General features: G+C 73.7%; 14 protein-coding genes and 3 pseudogenes. 11 read left to right on the plus strand and 6 right to left on the minus strand.

Annotation, left to right across the window (positions count from 1 at the left end):
• Positions 1 to 101 precede the first annotated feature (101 nt).
• Positions 102 to 701 (plus strand): 2'-5' RNA ligase family protein, encoded by a 600-nt coding sequence (locus ACSMXW_RS22580; RefSeq protein ID WP_485798826.1) that lies wholly within the window; start codon positions 102 to 104, stop codon positions 699 to 701.
• A 22-nt stretch (positions 702 to 723) separates the two neighbouring features.
• Here the strand turns inward: ACSMXW_RS22580 and dprE2 are convergent, their stop codons facing one another.
• Positions 724 to 1,491 (minus strand): decaprenylphospho-beta-D-erythro-pentofuranosid-2-ulose 2-reductase, encoded by a 768-nt coding sequence (dprE2, locus tag ACSMXW_RS22585; RefSeq protein WP_485798827.1) that lies wholly within the window; start codon positions 1,489 to 1,491, stop codon positions 724 to 726.
• A 91-nt stretch (positions 1,492 to 1,582) separates the two neighbouring features.
• Positions 1,583 to 3,022, minus strand: a complete 1,440-nt coding sequence (gene dprE1, locus ACSMXW_RS22590; protein WP_485808225.1) for a decaprenylphosphoryl-beta-D-ribose oxidase — start codon at positions 3,020 to 3,022, stop codon at positions 1,583 to 1,585.
• A gap of 368 nt (positions 3,023 to 3,390) precedes the next feature.
• On the opposite strand from dprE1, the pseudogene ACSMXW_RS22595 reads away from it, so the two are divergent.
• From ACSMXW_RS22595 to ACSMXW_RS22605, 3 genes and pseudogenes are all read left to right on the plus strand, one after another.
• A pseudogene (locus ACSMXW_RS22595) lies at positions 3,391 to 3,888 on the plus strand (phosphatase PAP2 family protein); the annotation flags it as partial.
• Between the two features lie 145 nt (positions 3,889 to 4,033).
• A complete protein-coding gene (locus ACSMXW_RS22600; protein WP_485798828.1) occupies positions 4,034 to 5,053 on the plus strand; it encodes a decaprenyl-phosphate phosphoribosyltransferase in 1,020 nt (339 codons plus the stop codon).
• A 125-nt stretch (positions 5,054 to 5,178) separates the two neighbouring features.
• A pseudogene (locus ACSMXW_RS22605) lies at positions 5,179 to 5,571 on the plus strand (GtrA family protein); the annotation flags it as partial.
• 383 nt (positions 5,572 to 5,954) lie between these two features.
• Here the strand turns inward: ACSMXW_RS22605 and ACSMXW_RS22610 are convergent.
• Complete coding sequence (locus tag ACSMXW_RS22610) at positions 5,955 to 7,280, minus strand: D-alanyl-D-alanine carboxypeptidase family protein (RefSeq protein WP_485798830.1); 1,326 nt, start codon at positions 7,278 to 7,280, stop codon at positions 5,955 to 5,957.
• 500 nt (positions 7,281 to 7,780) lie between these two features.
• Between ACSMXW_RS22610 and ACSMXW_RS22615 the strand changes: the two genes are divergently transcribed.
• From ACSMXW_RS22615 to ACSMXW_RS22630, 4 genes are all read left to right on the plus strand, one after another.
• Positions 7,781 to 8,629, plus strand: coding sequence for a GH25 family lysozyme (locus tag ACSMXW_RS22615; protein ID WP_485798832.1), 849 nt, complete (start codon positions 7,781 to 7,783; stop codon positions 8,627 to 8,629).
• 217 nt (positions 8,630 to 8,846) lie between these two features.
• Positions 8,847 to 9,737: a GH25 family lysozyme gene (locus tag ACSMXW_RS22620; protein ID WP_485798833.1), complete on the plus strand. Its 891-nt coding sequence runs from the start codon at positions 8,847 to 8,849 to the stop codon at positions 9,735 to 9,737.
• A gap of 209 nt (positions 9,738 to 9,946) precedes the next feature.
• Entirely contained in the window at positions 9,947 to 10,255 is a 309-nt protein-coding gene (locus ACSMXW_RS22625) for an SCO4848 family membrane protein (RefSeq protein WP_485798835.1), read from the plus strand.
• A 262-nt stretch (positions 10,256 to 10,517) separates the two neighbouring features.
• Positions 10,518 to 11,891 carry a metallophosphoesterase gene (locus ACSMXW_RS22630; protein ID WP_485798836.1) on the plus strand — a complete coding sequence of 458 codons (1,374 nt, stop codon included), beginning with the start codon at positions 10,518 to 10,520 and terminating at the stop codon, positions 11,889 to 11,891.
• A 212-nt stretch (positions 11,892 to 12,103) separates the two neighbouring features.
• On the opposite strand, the gene ACSMXW_RS22635 is transcribed toward ACSMXW_RS22630, so the two are convergent.
• Complete coding sequence (locus ACSMXW_RS22635; protein ID WP_485798837.1) at positions 12,104 to 13,015, minus strand: helix-turn-helix transcriptional regulator; 912 nt, start codon at positions 13,013 to 13,015, stop codon at positions 12,104 to 12,106.
• A gap of 186 nt (positions 13,016 to 13,201) precedes the next feature.
• On the opposite strand from ACSMXW_RS22635, the pseudogene ACSMXW_RS22640 reads away from it, so the two are divergent.
• The 3 genes and pseudogenes from ACSMXW_RS22640 to ACSMXW_RS22650 form a co-directional block, all read left to right on the plus strand.
• Positions 13,202 to 13,354 (plus strand): annotated as a pseudogene (locus ACSMXW_RS22640) (flavoprotein); the annotation flags it as partial.
• A 150-nt stretch (positions 13,355 to 13,504) separates the two neighbouring features.
• The gene (locus ACSMXW_RS22645; RefSeq protein WP_485798839.1) at positions 13,505 to 14,926 is read left to right on the plus strand and encodes a non-oxidative hydroxyarylic acid decarboxylases subunit C; all 1,422 of its coding nucleotides are present in this window, start codon (positions 13,505 to 13,507) and stop codon (positions 14,924 to 14,926) included.
• A 30-nt stretch (positions 14,927 to 14,956) separates the two neighbouring features.
• Entirely contained in the window at positions 14,957 to 15,208 is a 252-nt protein-coding gene (locus tag ACSMXW_RS22650) for a non-oxidative hydroxyarylic acid decarboxylases subunit D (RefSeq protein ID WP_485798841.1), read from the plus strand.
• A gap of 33 nt (positions 15,209 to 15,241) precedes the next feature.
• On the opposite strand, the gene ACSMXW_RS22655 is transcribed toward ACSMXW_RS22650, so the two are convergent.
• Together ACSMXW_RS22655 and sdhA are read right to left on the minus strand one after the other, a co-directional pair.
• On the minus strand, positions 15,242 to 16,009 hold the full coding sequence (locus ACSMXW_RS22655) for a succinate dehydrogenase iron-sulfur subunit (protein ID WP_485798842.1): 768 nt from the start codon (positions 16,007 to 16,009) through the stop codon (positions 15,242 to 15,244).
• Positions 16,009 to 17,802: a succinate dehydrogenase flavoprotein subunit gene (sdhA, locus tag ACSMXW_RS22660; RefSeq protein ID WP_485798844.1), complete on the minus strand. Its 1,794-nt coding sequence runs from the start codon at positions 17,800 to 17,802 to the stop codon at positions 16,009 to 16,011. The genes ACSMXW_RS22655 and sdhA overlap by 1 nt, the downstream gene beginning before the upstream one ends.
• Between the last annotated feature and the right edge of the window lie 7 nt (positions 17,803 to 17,809).

A 17,809-nucleotide genomic window follows, 5' to 3' on the forward strand; every position in this document is an offset into this window, starting at 1 on the left:
CCCGGTCGGCCGTACAGTCGAAGGGGGCCGGGGAAGCCCGGCGGCGGGCCGGGCCAGGACGGGCGGCCGGTTCCAGTGCGACGACATGACGGGAGTACCACGTGGGGACCGTAACGATCGGTGTGTCGATCGCGGTCCCGGAGCCACACGGCAGCCTGCTCCAGGAGCGGCGTGCGGGCTTCGGTGACGCCGCGGCCCACGGCATCCCCACCCATGTCACCCTGCTCCCGCCCACCGAGGTCGACGCGGCGGCGCTGCCCGCGATCGAGGCGCACCTGGAGGGCGTCGCGGACGCCGGGCGGCCCTTCCCCATGCGGCTGTCGGGGACGGGGACGTTCCGGCCGCTGTCGCCCGTGGTGTTCGTGCGGGTCGTCGAGGGGGCCGACGCCTGCGCGTGGTTGCAGGGCCAGGTCCGCGACCCGTCGGGCCCCGTCTCCCGGGAACTGCAGTTCCCCTACCACCCGCATGTGACGGTGGCGCACGGGATCGACGAGGCCGCCATGGACCGGGCCTTCGAGGAGCTCGCCCGGTACGAGGCCGAGTGGTCCTGCACCGGCTTCGGGCTCTACGAGCAGGGCGCCGACGGCGCCTGGCGCAAGCTGCGCGAGTTCGCCTTCGGCGGGCCGACGGTCCCCCCGCAGGCGTCACCGCGGACGGCCCACGGCACACAGCCGGCGTGCGGCAGGCAGCCCACCCGCTGAGGCCCTTCCGGGGCGCCGCGCCCTACAGCGGCAGCCGCCGGAACAGCGGCCGCGGCAGGTGCCGCAGTGCCGACATCAGGAACCGGAGGGCGCCGGGCACCCACACCGTCTCGGTGCGGCGCAGCAGGCCGGTCTCGATCGCCGCGGCGACCGCCGCGGGCGTGGTCGCCAGCGGTGCCGCCGCCAGGCCCGCCGTCATCCTGGTGTGCACGAACCCGGGGCGCACCACCATCACATGCACCCCCGTGCCGTGCAGGGCGTCCCCGAGGCCCTGGGCGAAGGCGTCCAGGCCCGCCTTGCTGGAGCCGTAGATGAAGTTGGCGCGGCGGGCCCGCTCGCCGGCCACCGACGAGAGCACCACCAGCGAGCCGTGGCCCTGCGCCTGGAGGGCCTTGGCGCACACCAGGCCCGCGGAGACGGCGCCCGTGTAGTTCGTCTGCGCCACCCGGGCCGCCGCGACCGGATCGCTCTCGTCGTGCGCCTGGTCGCCGAGGACGCCGAAGGCGAGCAGCACCATGTCGACGTCCCCGCCGGGGCCGCCCGCCGTGAACACCTTGCCGAGCACCTCCTCGTGGGAGCCGTGGTCGAGCGCGTCGAACGGGACCGTCCCGGCGTCGGCGCCGAGCCCGCGCAGCTCCTCGGCGGCGGCCTCCAGCGCGGGCGAGGGGCGGCCCGCCAGCCAGACCGTGCGGGTGCGGCGGGCGATCAGGCGGCGGGCCGTGGCCAGCGCGATCTCGGAGGTGCCGCCCAGGACCAGCAGGGACTGGGGGATGCCGAAGGCGTCCTTCATGGTGCTCCTCACAGGGCCTTGGAGGCCGGGACGTACCGAACTCACCGGTGCACACCGGTGACGACAGGGGCTGACGGGGTTTCACCGGGGACTACAGGCCGAGCCGGCGGGAGAGGTCCGAGGTGAAGACGGCGCGCGGGTCCAGCTCGGCGCGGAGCGCGCGGAACTCGTCCAGGCGCGGGTACATGGCGGGGAGCAGTTCGGGCCGCAGCCGGGAGTCCTTCGCGAGGTAGACCCGGCCGCCCGCGCCGGCGACCTCCTCGTCGAGCTCGTCGAGGAACGCGCCGAGGCCCGGCAGGTTCGCCGGGATGTCCAGCGCCAGCGTCCACCCGGGGGCCGGGAAGGAGAGCCAGCCGTCCCCGGCGTCCCCGAAGCGCTTGAGGACCGCGAGGAACGAGGGGCAGCGGCGCGCGGAGATGCGCCGCACCATCCGCCGCAGCGCGTCCTCCTGCCCATGGCCGACGACGAACTGGTACTGCACGAAGCCGCTCCGCCCGTAGATGCGGTTCCAGTGCGGCAGGCCGTCCAGCGGGTGGAAGAACGCGGAGAGCCGTTGCAGCTCGCCGGTCATCGCCTTGGGCGCCCTGCGGTACCAGAACGCGTTGAAGAGGCCCACCGAACGCCGGCTCAGCAGCCCCTCCGGCACCACGGCGGGCGCGCTCGGCAGTCGGCCGGGGCGGAAGGCGAGCGGTGCGCGCCGGGCGCGCGCGGGCAGCGCGTCGAGAGGCGCGTGGTCGCCCCGGGTGAGGACGGCCCGGCCCAGCGAGGCACCGCGCGCGAGGAGGTCGATCCAGGCGACCGAGTAGCGGTAGCGGTGGTCGGTGGCGGTGAGCCGCGCCATCAGGTCGTCGAGGTCCGTGGCGCGTTCGGTGTCCACGCACATCAGGGACGTCTCGACGGGCAGCAGCCGGACCGTCGCGGTGAGGATGACGCCGGTCAGTCCCATGCCGCCGGCGGTGGCGGCGAAGAGCGGGGTGCCGGGCTCGACGGTGCGCACCTCGCCGTCGGCGGTGAGCAGCTCGAACGAGACGACGTGACGCGAGAACGAGCCCGCGCCGTGGTGGTTCTTGCCGTGGATGTCCGCGCCGATCGCCCCGCCGACCGTCACATAGCGGGTGCCTGGGGTCACCGGCACGAACCAGCCGAGCGGCAGCAGCACCTCCATCAGCCGGTGCAGGCTGACACCCGCGTCGCAGAGCACCAGGCCGTTCGCCGAGTCCACGACGTGGATGCGGTCGAGCCCGGTCATGTCGAGGACCGCGCCGCCCGCGTTCTGCGCGGCGTCGCCGTAGGCGCGGCCGAGCCCGCGCGGGATGGCGCCACGCGCGCCGGCCCGGGCGCAGGCCCGCACGGCGGCCACGGCCTCCGCACGGCTGCCCGGGCGCACCAGGCGGGCGGCGGTGGGCGCGGTGCGGCCCCAGCCGGTGACGGCGACCGTCTCGCTCCCGAGGTCGGTGCCCGGCCCCGCCCCGGCACCGGCCGCGGCGGCGGAGCCGTCCGCAGGGGCGGGCATGGGGGCGGCCGGGCCCATGCGGCGGAGCCGGTCGCCGGCGGCGGTGTGGGCGGAGACGAGGGACATGGATGGGACGGTATGTCGAGGATCGGTCGTTTTGAACGATTCTGTGGTTGTCCATCGAACCCCATCACTGAATTGGGGGGATTCATGGGGTGTCGGCCCATCGGATCGTCACTTTTTTCGAGCCGCATAGCAGAGTCGGCCCCATGCACCAGGACTGCCGCGTGGGCGCGACCAGGCGCCCCGGAAGGGGCGCGGGGAACCGCGCGACCAGCCACGACCCTCCCGCAGATCGCCACCACCCCGAAGGGGCAGCCGGTGTCGCCGCCCGGCCACCGGGCGGCAGTGCGCCCCCGGCACCACCCCGGCGCAGCCGGGCCACGCTGGCCGAGCTGGCCGAGCTGGACGAGGGGCTGCTGACCGCCCTGCACCGGTGCGGCGACCGACCGCAGGTGGCCGCGGCCGCCCGCGCGCTCTCCCGGACCGGCGAGCACGCCGCCCTCTGGCTCGCCGCGGGGCTCGCGACGGCCGCCGTGGACCGCGAGCGCCGCGCCGCCTGGCTGCGCGGCACCGCCCTCACCGCCGGCGCGCACCTGGCCAGCATGGGCGTGAAACGGCTGGTGCGCCGGCCGCGCCCGGCCCGGGTACGGCCGCTGGTGCGGACCGCGGGCGCGCACTCCTTCCCCAGCTCGCACGCCACGTCAGCGGTGGCCGCCGCCGTCGTCTACGGCGCGCTGCGGCCCACCGGTGCCCGCCTCGTGCCGCCGCTCGCCGCCGCGATGTGCGTCTCACGGCTGGTCGTCGGCGTCCACTACCCGTCCGACGTGGCGGCCGGCGCGGTCCTCGGCGGCCTGCTGGCCCGCCTCGGTGCCGACTGGATGACCCGCCCGCTGCCCGCGCCCGACCCCGCGCGGCGGTCCGTCCCTGGCCCCGGACGCCAGGCCGTCCCCGTCCCCGGGCGCCGGCCCGTCGCCGGGCCGCTCGCCCCGTCCGCCGCCCGCCACGCCCGCCCGAAAGGCCGCCGCCATGTCTGAACGCACCGCCCTGCTCGGCGGCACCCGGCCGTCCCGACCCGGCCTGCCGGACGGCGAGGGCGCGGAGGACGCCGCCGGGAGCGCCCGGCGGCTCGGCCACCGGGCCCGCCGTGCGACCCGGGCGCCCGTGGTGATCGCGCTCGGCCTGCTGCGCACCGCACGCCCCCGCCAGTGGGTGAAGAACGTCCTGGTGGTGGCCGCCCCCGCGGCCGCGGGCCAGCTCTTCACGCCGTCCGCGCTCACCCGGCTCGCCGTCGTCTTCGTGCTCTTCACGGCCGCCGCGTCCGCCGTCTACCTGATCAACGACGCCCGGGACGCCGAGGCCGACCGCGCCCACCCGGTCAAGTGCCGCCGCCCCGTCGCCGCGGGCCGGGTGCCGGTGCCGGTCGCCTACGCGGCCGGGGGACTGCTCGCGCTGGCCGCGCCGCTGGCGGCGGCCGTGTACTGCACCCCGTTCGCGGCGGCCCTGCTGACCGCGTACGTCTGTATGCAGTTCGCCTACTGCATCAGCCTCAAGCATGTGCTCGTCGTCGACCTCACCGTCGTCACCACGGGTTTCGTGATGCGGACGATGATCGGCGGGCTCGCGCTCGGCATCCCGCTGTCGCGCTGGTTCCTGATCACCACCGCGTTCGGCGCGCTCTTCATGGTCTCCGCCAAGCGGTACTCCGAGGCCGTGCAGCTGGCCGGGCAGGGCGGCGCCAGCAGGGCGCTGCTGACCGAGTACACCACCGGCTACCTGCGGTTCGTCTGGCAGCTCGCGGCCGGTGCCGCGGTCCTCGCGTACTGTCTGTGGGCCCTGGAGGGCGGCGGTGCCGGCGCGGGCACCGGGCTGCTGCCCTGGCGCCAGCTCTCCATGATCGCCTTCACCCTCGCGGTCCTGCGGTACGCCGTCTTCGCCGACCGGGGCACGGCGGGCGAACCGGAGGACGTGGTCCTGCACGACCGGGCGCTCGCGGTGATCGGTGTGCTGTGGCTGGGCATGTACGGACTCGCGGTCGCCGGCTGGTGAGCGCCGCGGCCCTCAGACGGCGCGCCCCACGCCCGTGCGCCGCGGCACCCCGGCGACGGCGCCCGGGGCGGCCCGGCGCGCCCCCGTCCCGCCCCGCGCACCGGGCCCGCGGGCTCTCCCGCGAGGTGCTCGGGTTCGCGGCGGCGGGCCTGTGCGCGTACGCCGCCGACCTCGCCGTCTTCGTCTGGCTGCGCGGGCCCGTGGGGCTCGACCCGCTCACCGCCAAGGCCGCCTCGTTCCTCGTGGCCTGCTCGGTCGCCTATGCGGGCAACGCGCTCGGCACCTACCGGGGGCGGCCGGGGGCGGGCACGGACCGGCTCCGCCGGTACTGCGCCTTCTTCGCGGTCAACCTCGCGGGCGCCGTCGTCCAGCTGCTCTGCATCGCCGTCTCGCACTACGGCCTCGGGCTCACCTCCGCACGGGCGGACACGGTGTCCGGGGCGGGCGTCGGGATGGTGCTGGGCACCGCGCTGCGCTTCTGGGGGACCCGCACCTTCGTCTTCTCCGCCGGCCCGGCGCGCCACCCGGCGCGGGCACTCCGCTCACCGGCCGACGGCCCGCAGACGCACCGCGCGCCCCGGGCGGACGGCCCGCAGACGTACCGCTCTCCCCGGGCGGACGACCCGCAGGCGCACCGTTCCCCGGAGACCCACGACCCGCAGGGGTACCGCGCCGCACAGGCGAACGCCCCGCAGGCCCGGCGCACCCGCCGTGGCGAGCCCATGGAGCGGACGCCATGAACCGGCACGGACCGGACCACCCCGCACACCCGCACCCGCGTCCCCACCGGCACGCGAGCCGCGTGACCGCCCCCCGGCACCCGGACCGCCCCCGGCACCACAACCGTGCCCAGGACCCGCCTCCGCCGTCCCCGCTCCCGCACCGCCCGGGCCGGGGCCCGTTACCGCCGGGGCAGCCGCCGCACCAGCTCGGGCAGCGGCCAGCGCCTGCGGACCAGGAAGGCACCCGCGGCGAGCACCACCAGTACACCGCCGGCCACCGCGAGCGCGATGCCGGCGCCGCTCGACCCGCCCGAGGACACGTGCGCCGCCGCCTCGGCGCCGTGCGCGGCGTGACCGCCGCCCTTGCCGTCGTCGTGCGTGCCCGTCTTGCCGCCCGCGGGCGCGGCGCTCTTCGGGGGCACCAGCGTGCCGACCGGGGTGACCTTCCCCGCGGCCGTGAAGCCCCAGTCGAGCAGGGAGCCCGCCTCCTTGTAGACGGGCAGGATGCCACCGGCCGACGGGTGCATGACCGTGACGAGCAGCACCCGGCCGTTCCGCTCGGCGACGCCGGTGAAGGTCGCGCCGGCGTTCGTGGTGTTGCCGTTCTTGACGCCCGCGAGGCCCTTGTAGGGGTCGAGGCCGTAGGCGCCGGTGAGCAGCCGGTTGGTGTTCTGGATCTCGAACGACCCGCGCGTGGTGCCGTGCTTCGTCTTCTTCGTCTCGCCGGGGAACTGCGCCCGCACCGTGGAGCAGTAGTCGCGGAAGTCCTTCTTCTGCAGGCCGGAGCGCGCGAACAGCGTCAGGTCGTACGCGGACGAGACCTGGCCGGGCTCGTCGTAGCCGTCCGGACTGACCACCGTGGTGTCGTCGGCCTGGAGGTCGTCCGCGTGCCGCTGCATGTCCGCCACGGTCTTCGGGACACCGCCGTTCATCGCGGCGAGGACGTGCACGGCGTCGTTCCCGGAGCGCAGGAACACGCCCCGCCACAGGTCCTCGACCTTGTAGGTCTCGCCCTCCTTGACGCCGACGAGGCTGGAGCCCGCGCCCATCCCGGCCAGGTCGGACGGCGCGACCTTGTGCTGCTCCGTCTTCGGAAAGCGCGGCAGCAGGGTGTCCGCGAAGAGCATCTTCAGGGTGCTCGCCGGCGGCAGCTTCCAGTGGGCGTCGTGCGCGGCGAGGACCTCTCCGGACTCGGCGTCCGCGACGATCCAGGAGCGCGCGGTGACGTCCTTCGGGAGCACCGGGGCGTCGGTGCCGAGCCGGACCTGGGTGCCGGGCCTGCCGAGCTGCGCCCCGCCGACCGCCGACATCGAGGCCGGCGGCTTCGCCTTGCTCCAGTCGGGACCGTCGGCGGCGAGAGCGGGCGCGACGGCCGGGACGGACAGCAAGGCGACGGCGGACGCCGTGACGGCGAGGCTCTTCAAGGCAGGCACGTTCGAGAACGTACACGGACGACGGACCTGAGTGGTCGTCGCGGGGCTCCTTTCCCGTTCTCCGCCCGTCATACGGGCGCCACCGTCCGTCCCCGCACACCCGGTCCCCGCTGCTCGTCACGGCCCTGCCGGCCGTCGGCCGGCCCGTGCCGGCGCCCCGGCCCTGTGGCCAATGCCACTCCGCTCCGCCGCTCCCCGGCCGCCCGCGCCCGCCCCCGCCCGGCCGCCCGCGCGCCCCCTCGCACGGCCTCCGCCCCCCTCCGTGACCGGACGGCGACCCGCCGCCCCTCACCTCCCGCACCTACCCCGAGGAGTCTTCACATCCTGAAAGTTTCCGTCGTCTGCGGGCCATCACAGCAGCTCCGTGGTTTTTTCGCCGGGCTAGACCACAGGGCATTCGTGAAACGTCTTTACATCCGGGACCATTCATGCGTCACTCATGACGCGTCTACGTCAAAGACACGCACCCCGCACAGCATTGCGAAGCAAGCACAGCACCGCCCGGCACGCACACGTCCCCCACACATCACAGACGTGCTCAGGAGGAAGCTTTGCTCACCGAAAGACCCCGCATGCCGAGACTCCGGCCGGGCCGACGCACCGTGGCAGGCGTCGTCGGAGCGGTCCTCACCGCCCCGCTGACCACAGCCGGAACGGCCGTCGCCGGGCCGTCCCCCGCAGCGCCGCAACCGACCGGAGGCACTCTTCCCCTCGGCGCGGGATACATGGGCATGAGCTACCAGGCGGACACCGGTGACCGTTCGACGGGGCCGAGGGCCGGCAGCGGTGGTGTGCAGGGCATCGACGTGTCGCACTACCAGGGGTCGATCAAGTGGGCGAGCGTGCGGGCCGCCGGCATCCAGTTCGCCTGGATCAAGGCGACCGAGGGCACGACGTACAAGGACCCCAGGTTCGACGCCAACTACGTGAACGCCTACAAGAACAAGGTGATCCGGGGCGCGTACCACTTCGCGCGTCCCGACAGCAGCGGCGGCGCCGCGCAGGCGAAGTACTTCGCCACGCACGGCGGCGCCTGGTCCCGCGACAACCTGACGCTCCCCGGCGTCCTGGACATCGAGGGCAGCTGCTACGGCAAGTCCAAGGCGGCGATGCGCACCTGGATCACCGACTTCTACACCACCTACAAGGCGAGGACCGGCCGTGACGTCGTGATCTACACCAGCAGGAACTGGTGGAGCTCCTGCACGGGCTCGTGGGGCGGCATGGCCGCCAGGAGCCCGCTGTGGGCCGCCCACTGGACCTCCGCGGCGAGTCCGTCCATCCCCGCCGGATTCCCGTTCTGGACCGTATGGCAGTACTCCAGCACGGGCAGGGTCAGCGGCATCTCGGGAAACGTGGACCGTGACAAGTTCAACGGCACCCGGGCCCGGCTGCTGGCGCTGGCGAACAACACCCCCTGAACGCTCCCGGGGTCCCGGGACGCCGGGACCCCGGGGCAGCCCCCGCCCCCGGGCGGTCACGACGACGTGGCCCCGCCCGACGGGCTACGCGGGTAGATCAACAGGTGCACCCAGGCGCGGTCGGCGCACATCGGCGAGACGGGCGCAGGCCGGCGCAGACACGTACAGAGCAACCCCCTCACCCCTGTCCTCTCCACAGAAGTGCCAGGAGGAAGCCTTGTTCTCCCGATTCCGCACCACGAAGGCCGTGCAGCGAAGACTCACCGTGGCCGGCGTCCTCTGCGCCACCGCCGCGCTGACCGTGCCCCTGGCCGCCGGCACGGCCTCCGCCAAGCCGCTGCCGTCCGGCGGCGCCGTCCCGGTCGGCCAGGGTTACATGGGCGTCGGCTACGTCCAGGACAGCAAGGACTTCAAGCCGGACACGAGGACGCTCCAGCTCGACGCCCCCGGCGTACTGGGCGCGGACCTCGCGGCGTACCCGGCGGGCATCGACGTCTCGCACTACCAGGGTTCGATCAACTGGTCCTCGGTGAAGGGCGCCGGCATCGAGTTCGCCTGGATGAAGGCGACCGAGGGCACGAGCTACAAGGACCCGAACTTCAACACGAACTACGTGAACGCGTACAACGCCGGCGTCATCCGGGGGGCGTACCACTTCGCGCGGCCGGACGCCTCCGACGGTGCCACGCAGGCGAACTACTTCGCCAGCAGCGGCGGGGCCTGGTCCCGGGACAACCTGACGCTGCCGGGGGTCCTGGACATCGAGGGCAGCTGCTACGGCCTGTCCCAGACCTCGATGCGCAACTGGATCATGTCGTTCTACAACACGTACAAGAACCGCACCGGCCGGGACATCGTCATCTACACGAGCCCCAGCTGGTGGAACTCCTGCACCGGTTCGTGGAACGGCATGGCGGCCCTGAGCCCGCTGTGGGTGGCCCACTGGACGACCGCGGCCAGCCCCAGCCTGCCCGGTGGCTTCGGCGCCTGGACGGTCTGGCAGTACACCGACGCCGGGTCGGTGAGCGGCATCTCCGGTGCGGTGGACCGCGACCGCTTCAACGGCAGCCACGACCGGCTGCTCGCGCTCGCGAACAACACGCCGTGAGGCGCTGAGCTGAGTCTGTGAGCGGTGCGGGGAACTGCGTGGGGCCATCCGCTCGCCGGTGGCCGGGGCGGCAGCGGCTGCCCCTCCGGGCCGGTGGCGGGGCTCACGCCTCGTCGTGGCCTGTCGCTCCCCCACTCCCTGAAGGGCGTGGGAGGTGCCCCCAGTTCCCCGCGCCCCTGCCGTGTGCACCGGTGGTGCACACTGGCGGCATGAAGCTCAGCCGCCGTGTCTCCTGGTTCCTGCTCGCCTTCGGCGCCTGGAGCTGGGTGATCTGGATCACCTTCGTGAAGAACCTCTGGCAGGACGGCAGCGGCCTCGCCTTCGACGACTCCGGCCACCCGACCGCCTACTTCTGGGTCCACCTGCTGCTGGCGGTGGTCTCCTTCATCCTCGGCACGATGATCGGCGTCCTGGGTCTCCGCGGAGTCCGGGCCCACCACACGGCGCCCCGCACGGAGAGCCCCGAGCCGGACCCGAAGCACCCGCACCGGCCCACGGCCTCCCGCCGCACCCCGTAGCCCCGGCCGTCGGATGCCGTAGCCGTCCGTGACGGAACCCAGCCGCTGGTCGGGATCGGCCGCCCACTGGGCCGCCCGGATCCGCAGGCGGACGATGTCGTCCTTGCCCAGGCGGGTCCGCCCGGCCGAGTGGCATGAGTGAACGGTGGCACGCCGGCCGTCGCCGCGGGGCCGATGGGCCGGACGGGTGCCGGCTGTCCGGGCCACCGTAGGATGCCCAGACGATCTGGGTGGGACGGGTGTGAGGGGCGGTACGAGCGCTGTGGTCATCGTCGGGGTTCTCGCCGGGCTCGTCGCGGTCGCCGTCGTCGCCACGCTGTACTGGTACGTCTGGCGGCGGCTGGTGCGGGACACCACGGCGGGCGGTTCGGTGCCGCGCCGGGTGGGGACCGTCGTCTTCGTCGTGGGGCCGCTGCTGATGGTCGGGGCCCTCGTCAGCGAGCGGGCCGGGGCGCCCTTCTGGCTGCAACGGGTGCTGGGCTGGCCCGGGTTCCTGTTCATGGGCCTCTCGCTGTACCTGCTGTTCGCGGTGGTCGCCGGGGAGGCCGTACGGCCGCTGCTGCGGCGGTGGCTGGAGCGGCGGACCGGCGCGGCGGGCGTGCGGGTGCCGGCGCGGACGGCACCGGTCGCGGGGCGGCCCGGGGCGCCGGCGCCGTCGGGTTCGGCGGCTACGGCACCCGAGGCGTCCGGGGCCCCGGGACCCGAGGCGTCCGGGGCGTCCGCGTCGGAGGCGTCCGGGGCGTCGGACGACCCGCCCGCCGCGCCGCCCACGGCCGGTACCCCGGAAGCACCGGGCGCGGGGACGCCCGCACCCTCCCGCCGGCTGCTCGTCTCCCGTGTCGTCGCCGGCGCCGCGGCCGCCGCCGCCCTCGGGATCGCCGGCGACGGCACGTACGGCGTGCTGCGCGGCCCGCGCGTCAAGCGGCTCACGGTGCCGCTCGCGAAACTGCCGCGCAGTGCGCACGGGTTCCGGATCGCCGTCGTCAGCGATATCCACCTCGGGCCGATCCTGGGCCGCGGCTTCACCCAGCGCGTCGTCGACACCATCAACGCCACCCAGCCCGACCTGATCGCGGTGGTGGGCGACCTCGTCGACGGCAGCGTGCACGACCTGGGGCCCGCCGCGGCACCCCTCGCCGGGCTGCGCGCCCGGCACGGCGCGTACTTCGTGACGGGGAATCACGAGTACTACTCGGGCGCCCGCCAGTGGGTCGAGCACGTGCGCGAACTCGGCCTGCACCCACTGGAGAACGCCCGCACCGAACTCCCCGGCTTCGACCTCGCCGGGGTCAACGACGTGCAGGGCGAGAGCCAGGGGCAGGGGCCCGACTTCGGCGCGGCACTCGGTGACCGGGACACCGCGCGGACGGCCGTCCTGCTGGCCCATCAGCCCGTGGTGATCGACGACGCCGTCCGGTACGGCGTCGACCTCCAGCTCTCCGGCCACACCCACGGCGGCCAGCTCTGGCCCGGCAACTACCTCGCGGAGCTCGCCAACCCGACGGTGGCGGGTCTCGAACGGTACGGGGACACGCAGCTGTACGTCTCCCGGGGCGCCGGCGCGTGGGGCCCGCCCATGCGGGTGGGCGCCCCCTCGGACATCACGGTGATCCAGCTGGCGTCCCGCCGGACGTGAGGCGCGCCCCGTAGGGGCGCGGGGAACCGGGGGCACCTCCCACGCCCTTCAGGCAGTGGGGGAGCGACCGGCCGCGACGTGACCGTCGGGTCGTCACCGTCCCAAGGGGGCTGTCTCGGTCGCGTCCCGGGCCGCCGGCCGGTGGATGGTTGCGCGCGCAGTTCCCCGCGCCCCCTGGGTGGGCCGGGGCGGCCCCGGCGTCAGCAGCGCCCCTACGGGGGCGTCGTTACGTGGGTGCGGGTACGGAAAGCCGTGGGCGTCTCCCCTGTGCAGCGGCGGAAGAACTTCGTGAAGACCGTGGGGCTGGTGAAGCCGAGGCGGGCGGCGACCTGCGCGGGGGACAGGCCCGTGTGCGCCAGCAGGCGCCGCGCCTCCAGGGCGACGCGGTCGTCGACGTACTGCTTGGCCGTGCGGCCGGTCGCCGCCAGGCACGCGCGCGTGAGGGTGCGCGCGCTGTAGCCGAGAGCCGCGGCGTAGTCCTCGACGCGGTGCGCGTCGGCGAAATCGCGCTCCACCGCCCGCTGGAAGCGCTGGAACGTACCGCTGTCCGTCCGGCGGCGGTCGCGTTCGCGATCGTCCAGGTGGCCGAGGCGCAGCAGCAGCGCGGCCAGCAGGTGGCGTACGAGGGGGATGTGGGCGTCGGCGGCCAGCGCCGAGGTGCGCCGGTAGGCGTCGTCCAGCAGGCCGAGCGTCGCCTCCAGCGCGGCCGAGTCCTCCGGCCCCCGGGGCACGAAGATGCCCTCGGGGTGGGGCGGGCTGAGGCCGGCGGCCGTGAACGTGGCGCCGTCGAGGAAGCCCCGCGGGAACAGCAGCACCGCCCCCTCGGCGCGGTCCACCCGGCCGCGGTAGCGGTAGACCTGCCCCGGGCGGATCCACAGCCACGCCCCGGGCCCCACGACGTGCTCGGCGCCGTCCAGCCAGACGCCCAGGGACCCCGAGCGCACCGTGAACAGGTGGTGGAACTCGGCACGCAGCGGCCGGTGCAGGTCGAAGCCGTGGCGTCCGGCGCGTTCGACGAGGCGCGCGAAGTCCCATACCTCCACGCCCGGCGGCCCTCCCGGCGACGGCCGGAACGGGACGTCCGCGATGCCACCCCGGATACGAGTGTGTCCGATTTCGTCCATGGTCTGTCCACAGCCTACGCCGGACCTGCCCGTGACCGTGCCTAGCGTGGAGTGCGGTGGGGCCGGTCGGGACCTCATCTCCGGGCGGCTCGGTGAAGCGCATGGCGCCGTCTCGGTGACCGAAATGCTCCACAGCGGCCGACCGGCCGACGCCCGGGCGGCACATGAGGGGAGGAGTCGTACACCATGCGACTGATCGTGGGCATGACGGGAGCGACGGGCGCGGCCATCGGCGTCAGCCTGCTCCGGGCGCTGCGTGAGCTGCCGGAGGTGGAGACCCATCTCGTGCCCTCCCGCTGGGCGCGCACCACGCTCGAACTGGAGTGCGGCCTGCCGGCCCCGGCGGCCCGGCGCTGGTCGGGAATGCGCGCCGGCCGGCAGGACGCCCGTTCCGTCCGCGAGGACGTTCGCGCCGCCCGGCAGGACGCCCGCGCCGTCCCCGACGAGCGGCCCGGCCACGGGCTGACCGTGGCCTGAGAGGAGTTCACCATGGCCTACGACGACCTGCGCAGCTTCCTGCGGACCCTCGACAAGGAGGGGCAGTTGCTGCGCATCACCGAAGAGGTGGCGCCGGAACCCGACATCGCCGCCGCCGCCAACGCGGCCCCACGCCTCGGCGAGGCCGCCCCGGCCCTGTACTTCGACAACGTCACGGGCTTCACCAGCGCCCGGATCGCCATGAACGTGCACGGCTCGTGGGCCAACCACGCCTTGGCCCTCGGCATGGACAAGCACAGCGGCGTCAAGGACCAGGTGGACGAGTTCGTCCGCCGCTGGGCGGACTTCCCCGTCGCGCCCGAGTGGCGCGAGGACCCGCCGTGGGCCGAGAACTCCGTCGAGGGCGACGACGCGAACATCTTCGACGTCCTCCCGCTGTTCCGCCTCAACGACGGCGACGGCGGCTTCTACATCGACAAGGCCGCGGTCGTCTCCAAGGACCCCGACGACCCCGAGAACTCCGGCAAGCAGAACGTCGGCGTCTACCGCATCGAGGTCAAGGGCCCGCGCAAGCTGGCCCTCCAGCCGGTGCCCATGCACGACATCGCCCAGCACCTGCGCACGGCGGAGGAACGCGGCGAGGACCTGCCCGTCGCGATCACCGTCGGCAACGACCCGGTGATCTCCATCGTCGCCGGCACCCCGATGGAGTACGACCAGAACGAGTACGAACTGGCCGGCGCCCTGCGCGGCGCCCCCGCCCCGATCACCAGGGCGCCGCTGACCGGGCTGCCCGTGCCGTGGGGTTCCGAGGTCGTCATCGAGGGCGTCATCGAGGGCCGCAGGCGGGAGATCGAGGGTCCGTTCGGCGAATTCACCGGCCACTACTCCGGCGGCCGGAGCATGACCGTCATCCGCATCGACAGGATCTCCTACCGCACGGACCCGGTCTTCGAGCACCTCTACCTCGGCATGCCGTGGACGGAGATCGACTACCTGATGGCCGCCAACACCTGCGTGCCGTTCCACCAGCAGCTCAAGCGTGACTTCCCCGAGGTGCAGGCCGTCAACGCCATGTACACGCACGGGCTGCTGGTCATCGTCTCCACGAAGAAGCGGTACGGCGGGTTCGCCAAGGCCGTCGGGATGCGGGCGCTGACCACCCCCCACGGCCTCGGCTACGCCGCCACCGTCATCGTGGTCGACGAGGACGTGGACCCGTTCGATCTGCCGCAGGTGATGTGGGCGCTGTCCACGAAGATGAACCCCGACGGCGATCTGGTCGTCGTCCCGAACCTTCCCGTGGTCGAGCTCGCCCCGCAGGCGCAGAGCCCCGGCGTCGTCCACAAGCTCATCGTCGACGCGACCACGCCCGTCGAGCCGGACCGGCGTGGGAACTACGGGAACCAGGTGCGCGACCTGCCCGAGACGGCCGCCTGGCTCACCAGGCTGCGGGGCCTTGCGGCCCGCTGACCCCATCCACTCCGGAGGAGGACGACCGACATGGACCCTCGGACCACTGCCTGTCCGCGCTGTGCGCACGGGACGATCGAGCGGCTGTACGCCTCGCCGGTGCGCGGGGTGTGGGAGGTGCTGCAGTGCGCCAGGTGTTTCTACACCTGGCGGACCAGCGAGCCCGCGCGCCGTACGCGGCGCGATGCGTACCCGGACAGCTTCAAGTTGACCGTGGAGGACATCGAGAACGCGCCCGAGGTGCCTGCGGTTCCGCCGCTGCGGGCAGGCCTGTCGGCCTGATGCTGCTCGGAGTGCCCCTCTCTGGGGCGCCGCTCACAGCCGGCGGCCGATCACCGCGCGCTTGACCTCCTGGATCGCCTTCGTCACCTGGATGCCCCGGGGGCAGGCGTCCGTGCAGTTGAAGATGGTGCGGCAGCGCCAGACGCCGTGGTTGTCGTTGAGGAGGTCGAGGCGCCGCTCGCGGCCCTCGTCGCGGGAGTCGAAGATGAAGCGGTGGGCGCCCACGATGGCCTGGGGGCCGAAGTACTGGCCGTCGTTCCAGAAGACCGGGCAGGCCGCGGTGCACGCCGCGCACAGGATGCACTTGGTGGTGTCGTCGAAGCGGGCCCGCTGCTCGGGGGACTGGAGGCGTTCGCGGGTGGGTTCGTTCCCGCTGGTGATCAGGAACGGGAGCATGTCCCGGTAGGCCTGGAAGAACGGTTCCATGTCGACCACCAGGTCCTTGAGGACCGTGAGCCCCTTGAGGGGCTCCACGGCGATCGGGCGCTGCGGGCTGAGGTCCTTGATCAGGGCCTTGCAGGCCAGTCGGTTGCGGCCGTTGATCCGCATGGCGTCCGAGCCGCAGATGCCGTGCGCGCAGGACCGCCGGAAGGTGAGGGTGCCGTCCTGCTCGCCCTTGATCCGGTGCAGGGCGTCCAGCACCCGTTCCTTCGGGTCGAGCTCCACGGGGAAGTCCTCCCAGTACGCCTCCGCCGCCACCTCCGGGTTGAAGCGGCGGATCCGGAACACCACCGTCAGCAGGTGTTCGGCGGGGGCGGGGGTGGGCGGGGCGGTGCCGGGGACCGGCGAGGCGGTGGCCATCAGTACGTCCTCTCCATCGGCAGGTAGCGGGTCTGCACCACCGGCTTGTAGTCGATCCGGACCGACTCGGTGCCGTCGTCCGCGATCTCCAGGTACGCCATCGTGTGGCGCATGAAGGCGGCGTCGTCCCGGTTCGGGAAGTCCTCGCGGTAGTGGCCGCCGCGGGACTCGCGGCGGGCCAGCGCGCAGGCGGCCATCACCTCCGCGAGCACCAGCAGGTTGCCCAGCTCGACGGCCTCCAGCAGGTCGGTGTTGAACCGCTTGCCCTTGTCCTGCACCGTCACCCGCTCATAGCGGTCGCGCAACTCGGCGATCTTCGCCAGGGCGGTCCTGATGGTGCTCTCGGTGCGGAAGACCATGACGTTGGCGTCCAGGGTCTCCTGGAGTTCGGCGCGGAGCACCGAGACCCGCTCGGGGCCCGTGCCCGCCCGTAGCCGGTCCACCTGGAGGGCGACCCGCTCGGCCGGGTCCTCCGGCAGTTCGGGCAGCGCGGCACCGGCCGCGTACACGGCGGCGGCGAGGCCGGCCCGGCGGCCGAAGACGTTGATGTCCAGCAGCGAGTTGGTGCCGAGCCGGTTGGCGCCGTGCACCGACACGCAGGCCACCTCCCCGGCCGCGTACAGGCCGGGCACCACCGTGGTGTTGTCGGCGAGCACCTCACCCTGCACGGTGGTGGGGATGCCGCCCATCGCGTAGTGCGCGGTCGGCTGGATCGGGATCGGGTCGGTGTACGGCTCGATGCCCAGGTAGGTGCGGGCGAACTCGGTGATGTCGGGCAGCTTGGCGTCCAGCTGCCCGTGCGGCAGGTGCGTCAGGTCCAGGTAGACGTGGTCGCCGTCCGGGCCGCAGCCGCGGCCCTCGCGGATCTCCGTGTAGATGGCGCGCGAGACGACGTCACGGGAGGCGAGGTCCTTCATCACGGGCGCGTACTTCTCCATGAACCGCTCGCCGTGCTTGTTCCGCAGGATGCCGCCCTCGCCGCGGGCGCCCTCCGTCAGCAGGATGCCCATCCGCCAGATGCCGGTCGGGTGGAACTGGAAGAACTCCATGTCCTCCAGCGGCAGACCCCGCCGGTAGACGGCGGCCTGGCCGTCCCCGGTGAGGGTGTGGGCGTTCGACGTCACCTTGAAGAACTTGCCGCAGCCGCCGGAGGCGTAGACCACCGACTTGGCGCGGAAGACGTGGATCTCGCCGGTGGCCAGCTCGTAGGCGACCACGCCCGCGGAGCGCCGGACGCCGCCGGGCTCGGCCCCGGGCTCGGTGAGCAGCTGGTCCAGCACGTAGAACTCGTTGAAGAACTCCACTCCCAGCTTGACGCAGTTCTGGTACAGCGTCTGGAGGATCATATGGCCGGTGCGGTCGGCGGCGTAGCAGGAGCGGCGCACCGGCGCCTCGCCGTGGTTGCGGCTGTGCCCGCCGAAGCGGCGCTGGTCGATGGTGCCGTCCGGGGTGCGGTTGAAGGGCAGGCCCATCCTCTCCAGCTCCAGCACGGAGTCGATGGCCTCCTTCGCCAGGATCTCGGCGGCGTCCTGGTCGACCAGGTAGTCACCGCCCTTGATGGTGTCGAAGGTGTGCCACTCCCAGTTGTCCTCCTCCACGTTCGCGAGCGCCGCGGCCATGCCGCCCTGGGCGGCGCCGGTGTGCGAACGGGTCGGATAGAGCTTGGTCAGCACGGCGGTACGGCAGCGCGGGGCCGCCTCGATCGCGGCCCGCATCCCGGCGCCGCCCGCCCCGACGATCACGGTGTCGTAGGTGTGGATCCGCCGCACCTGCCGGGTCTGCCGGTACTCCATGGGTCAC

This window comes from Streptomyces sp. DSM 116793 (genome assembly GCF_057320905.1).

What these genes read in the sequence shown, in the direction of transcription:
- dprE2 (WP_485798827.1), bottom strand. Translation starts at nt 1,491, where the DNA reads ATGAAGGACGCCTTCGGCATCCCCCAGTCCCTGCTGGTCCTGGGCGGC.
- dprE1 (WP_485808225.1), bottom strand. Translation starts at nt 3,022, where the DNA reads ATGGGCCCGGCCGCCCCCATGCCCGCCCCTGCGGACGGCTCCGCCGCC.
- ACSMXW_RS22600 (WP_485798828.1), top strand. Translation starts at nt 4,034, where the DNA reads ATGTCTGAACGCACCGCCCTGCTCGGCGGCACCCGGCCGTCCCGACCC.
- ACSMXW_RS22610 (WP_485798830.1), bottom strand. Translation starts at nt 7,280, where the DNA reads ATGACGGGCGGAGAACGGGAAAGGAGCCCCGCGACGACCACTCAGGTC.
- ACSMXW_RS22615 (WP_485798832.1), top strand. Translation starts at nt 7,781, where the DNA reads ATGCCGAGACTCCGGCCGGGCCGACGCACCGTGGCAGGCGTCGTCGGA.
- ACSMXW_RS22625 (WP_485798835.1), top strand. Translation starts at nt 9,947, where the DNA reads ATGAAGCTCAGCCGCCGTGTCTCCTGGTTCCTGCTCGCCTTCGGCGCC.
- ACSMXW_RS22635 (WP_485798837.1), bottom strand. Translation starts at nt 13,015, where the DNA reads ATGGACGAAATCGGACACACTCGTATCCGGGGTGGCATCGCGGACGTC.
- ACSMXW_RS22645 (WP_485798839.1), top strand. Translation starts at nt 13,505, where the DNA reads ATGGCCTACGACGACCTGCGCAGCTTCCTGCGGACCCTCGACAAGGAG.
- ACSMXW_RS22650 (WP_485798841.1), top strand. Translation starts at nt 14,957, where the DNA reads ATGGACCCTCGGACCACTGCCTGTCCGCGCTGTGCGCACGGGACGATC.
- ACSMXW_RS22655 (WP_485798842.1), bottom strand. Translation starts at nt 16,009, where the DNA reads ATGGCCACCGCCTCGCCGGTCCCCGGCACCGCCCCGCCCACCCCCGCC.
- sdhA (WP_485798844.1), bottom strand. Translation starts at nt 17,802, where the DNA reads ATGGAGTACCGGCAGACCCGGCAGGTGCGGCGGATCCACACCTACGAC.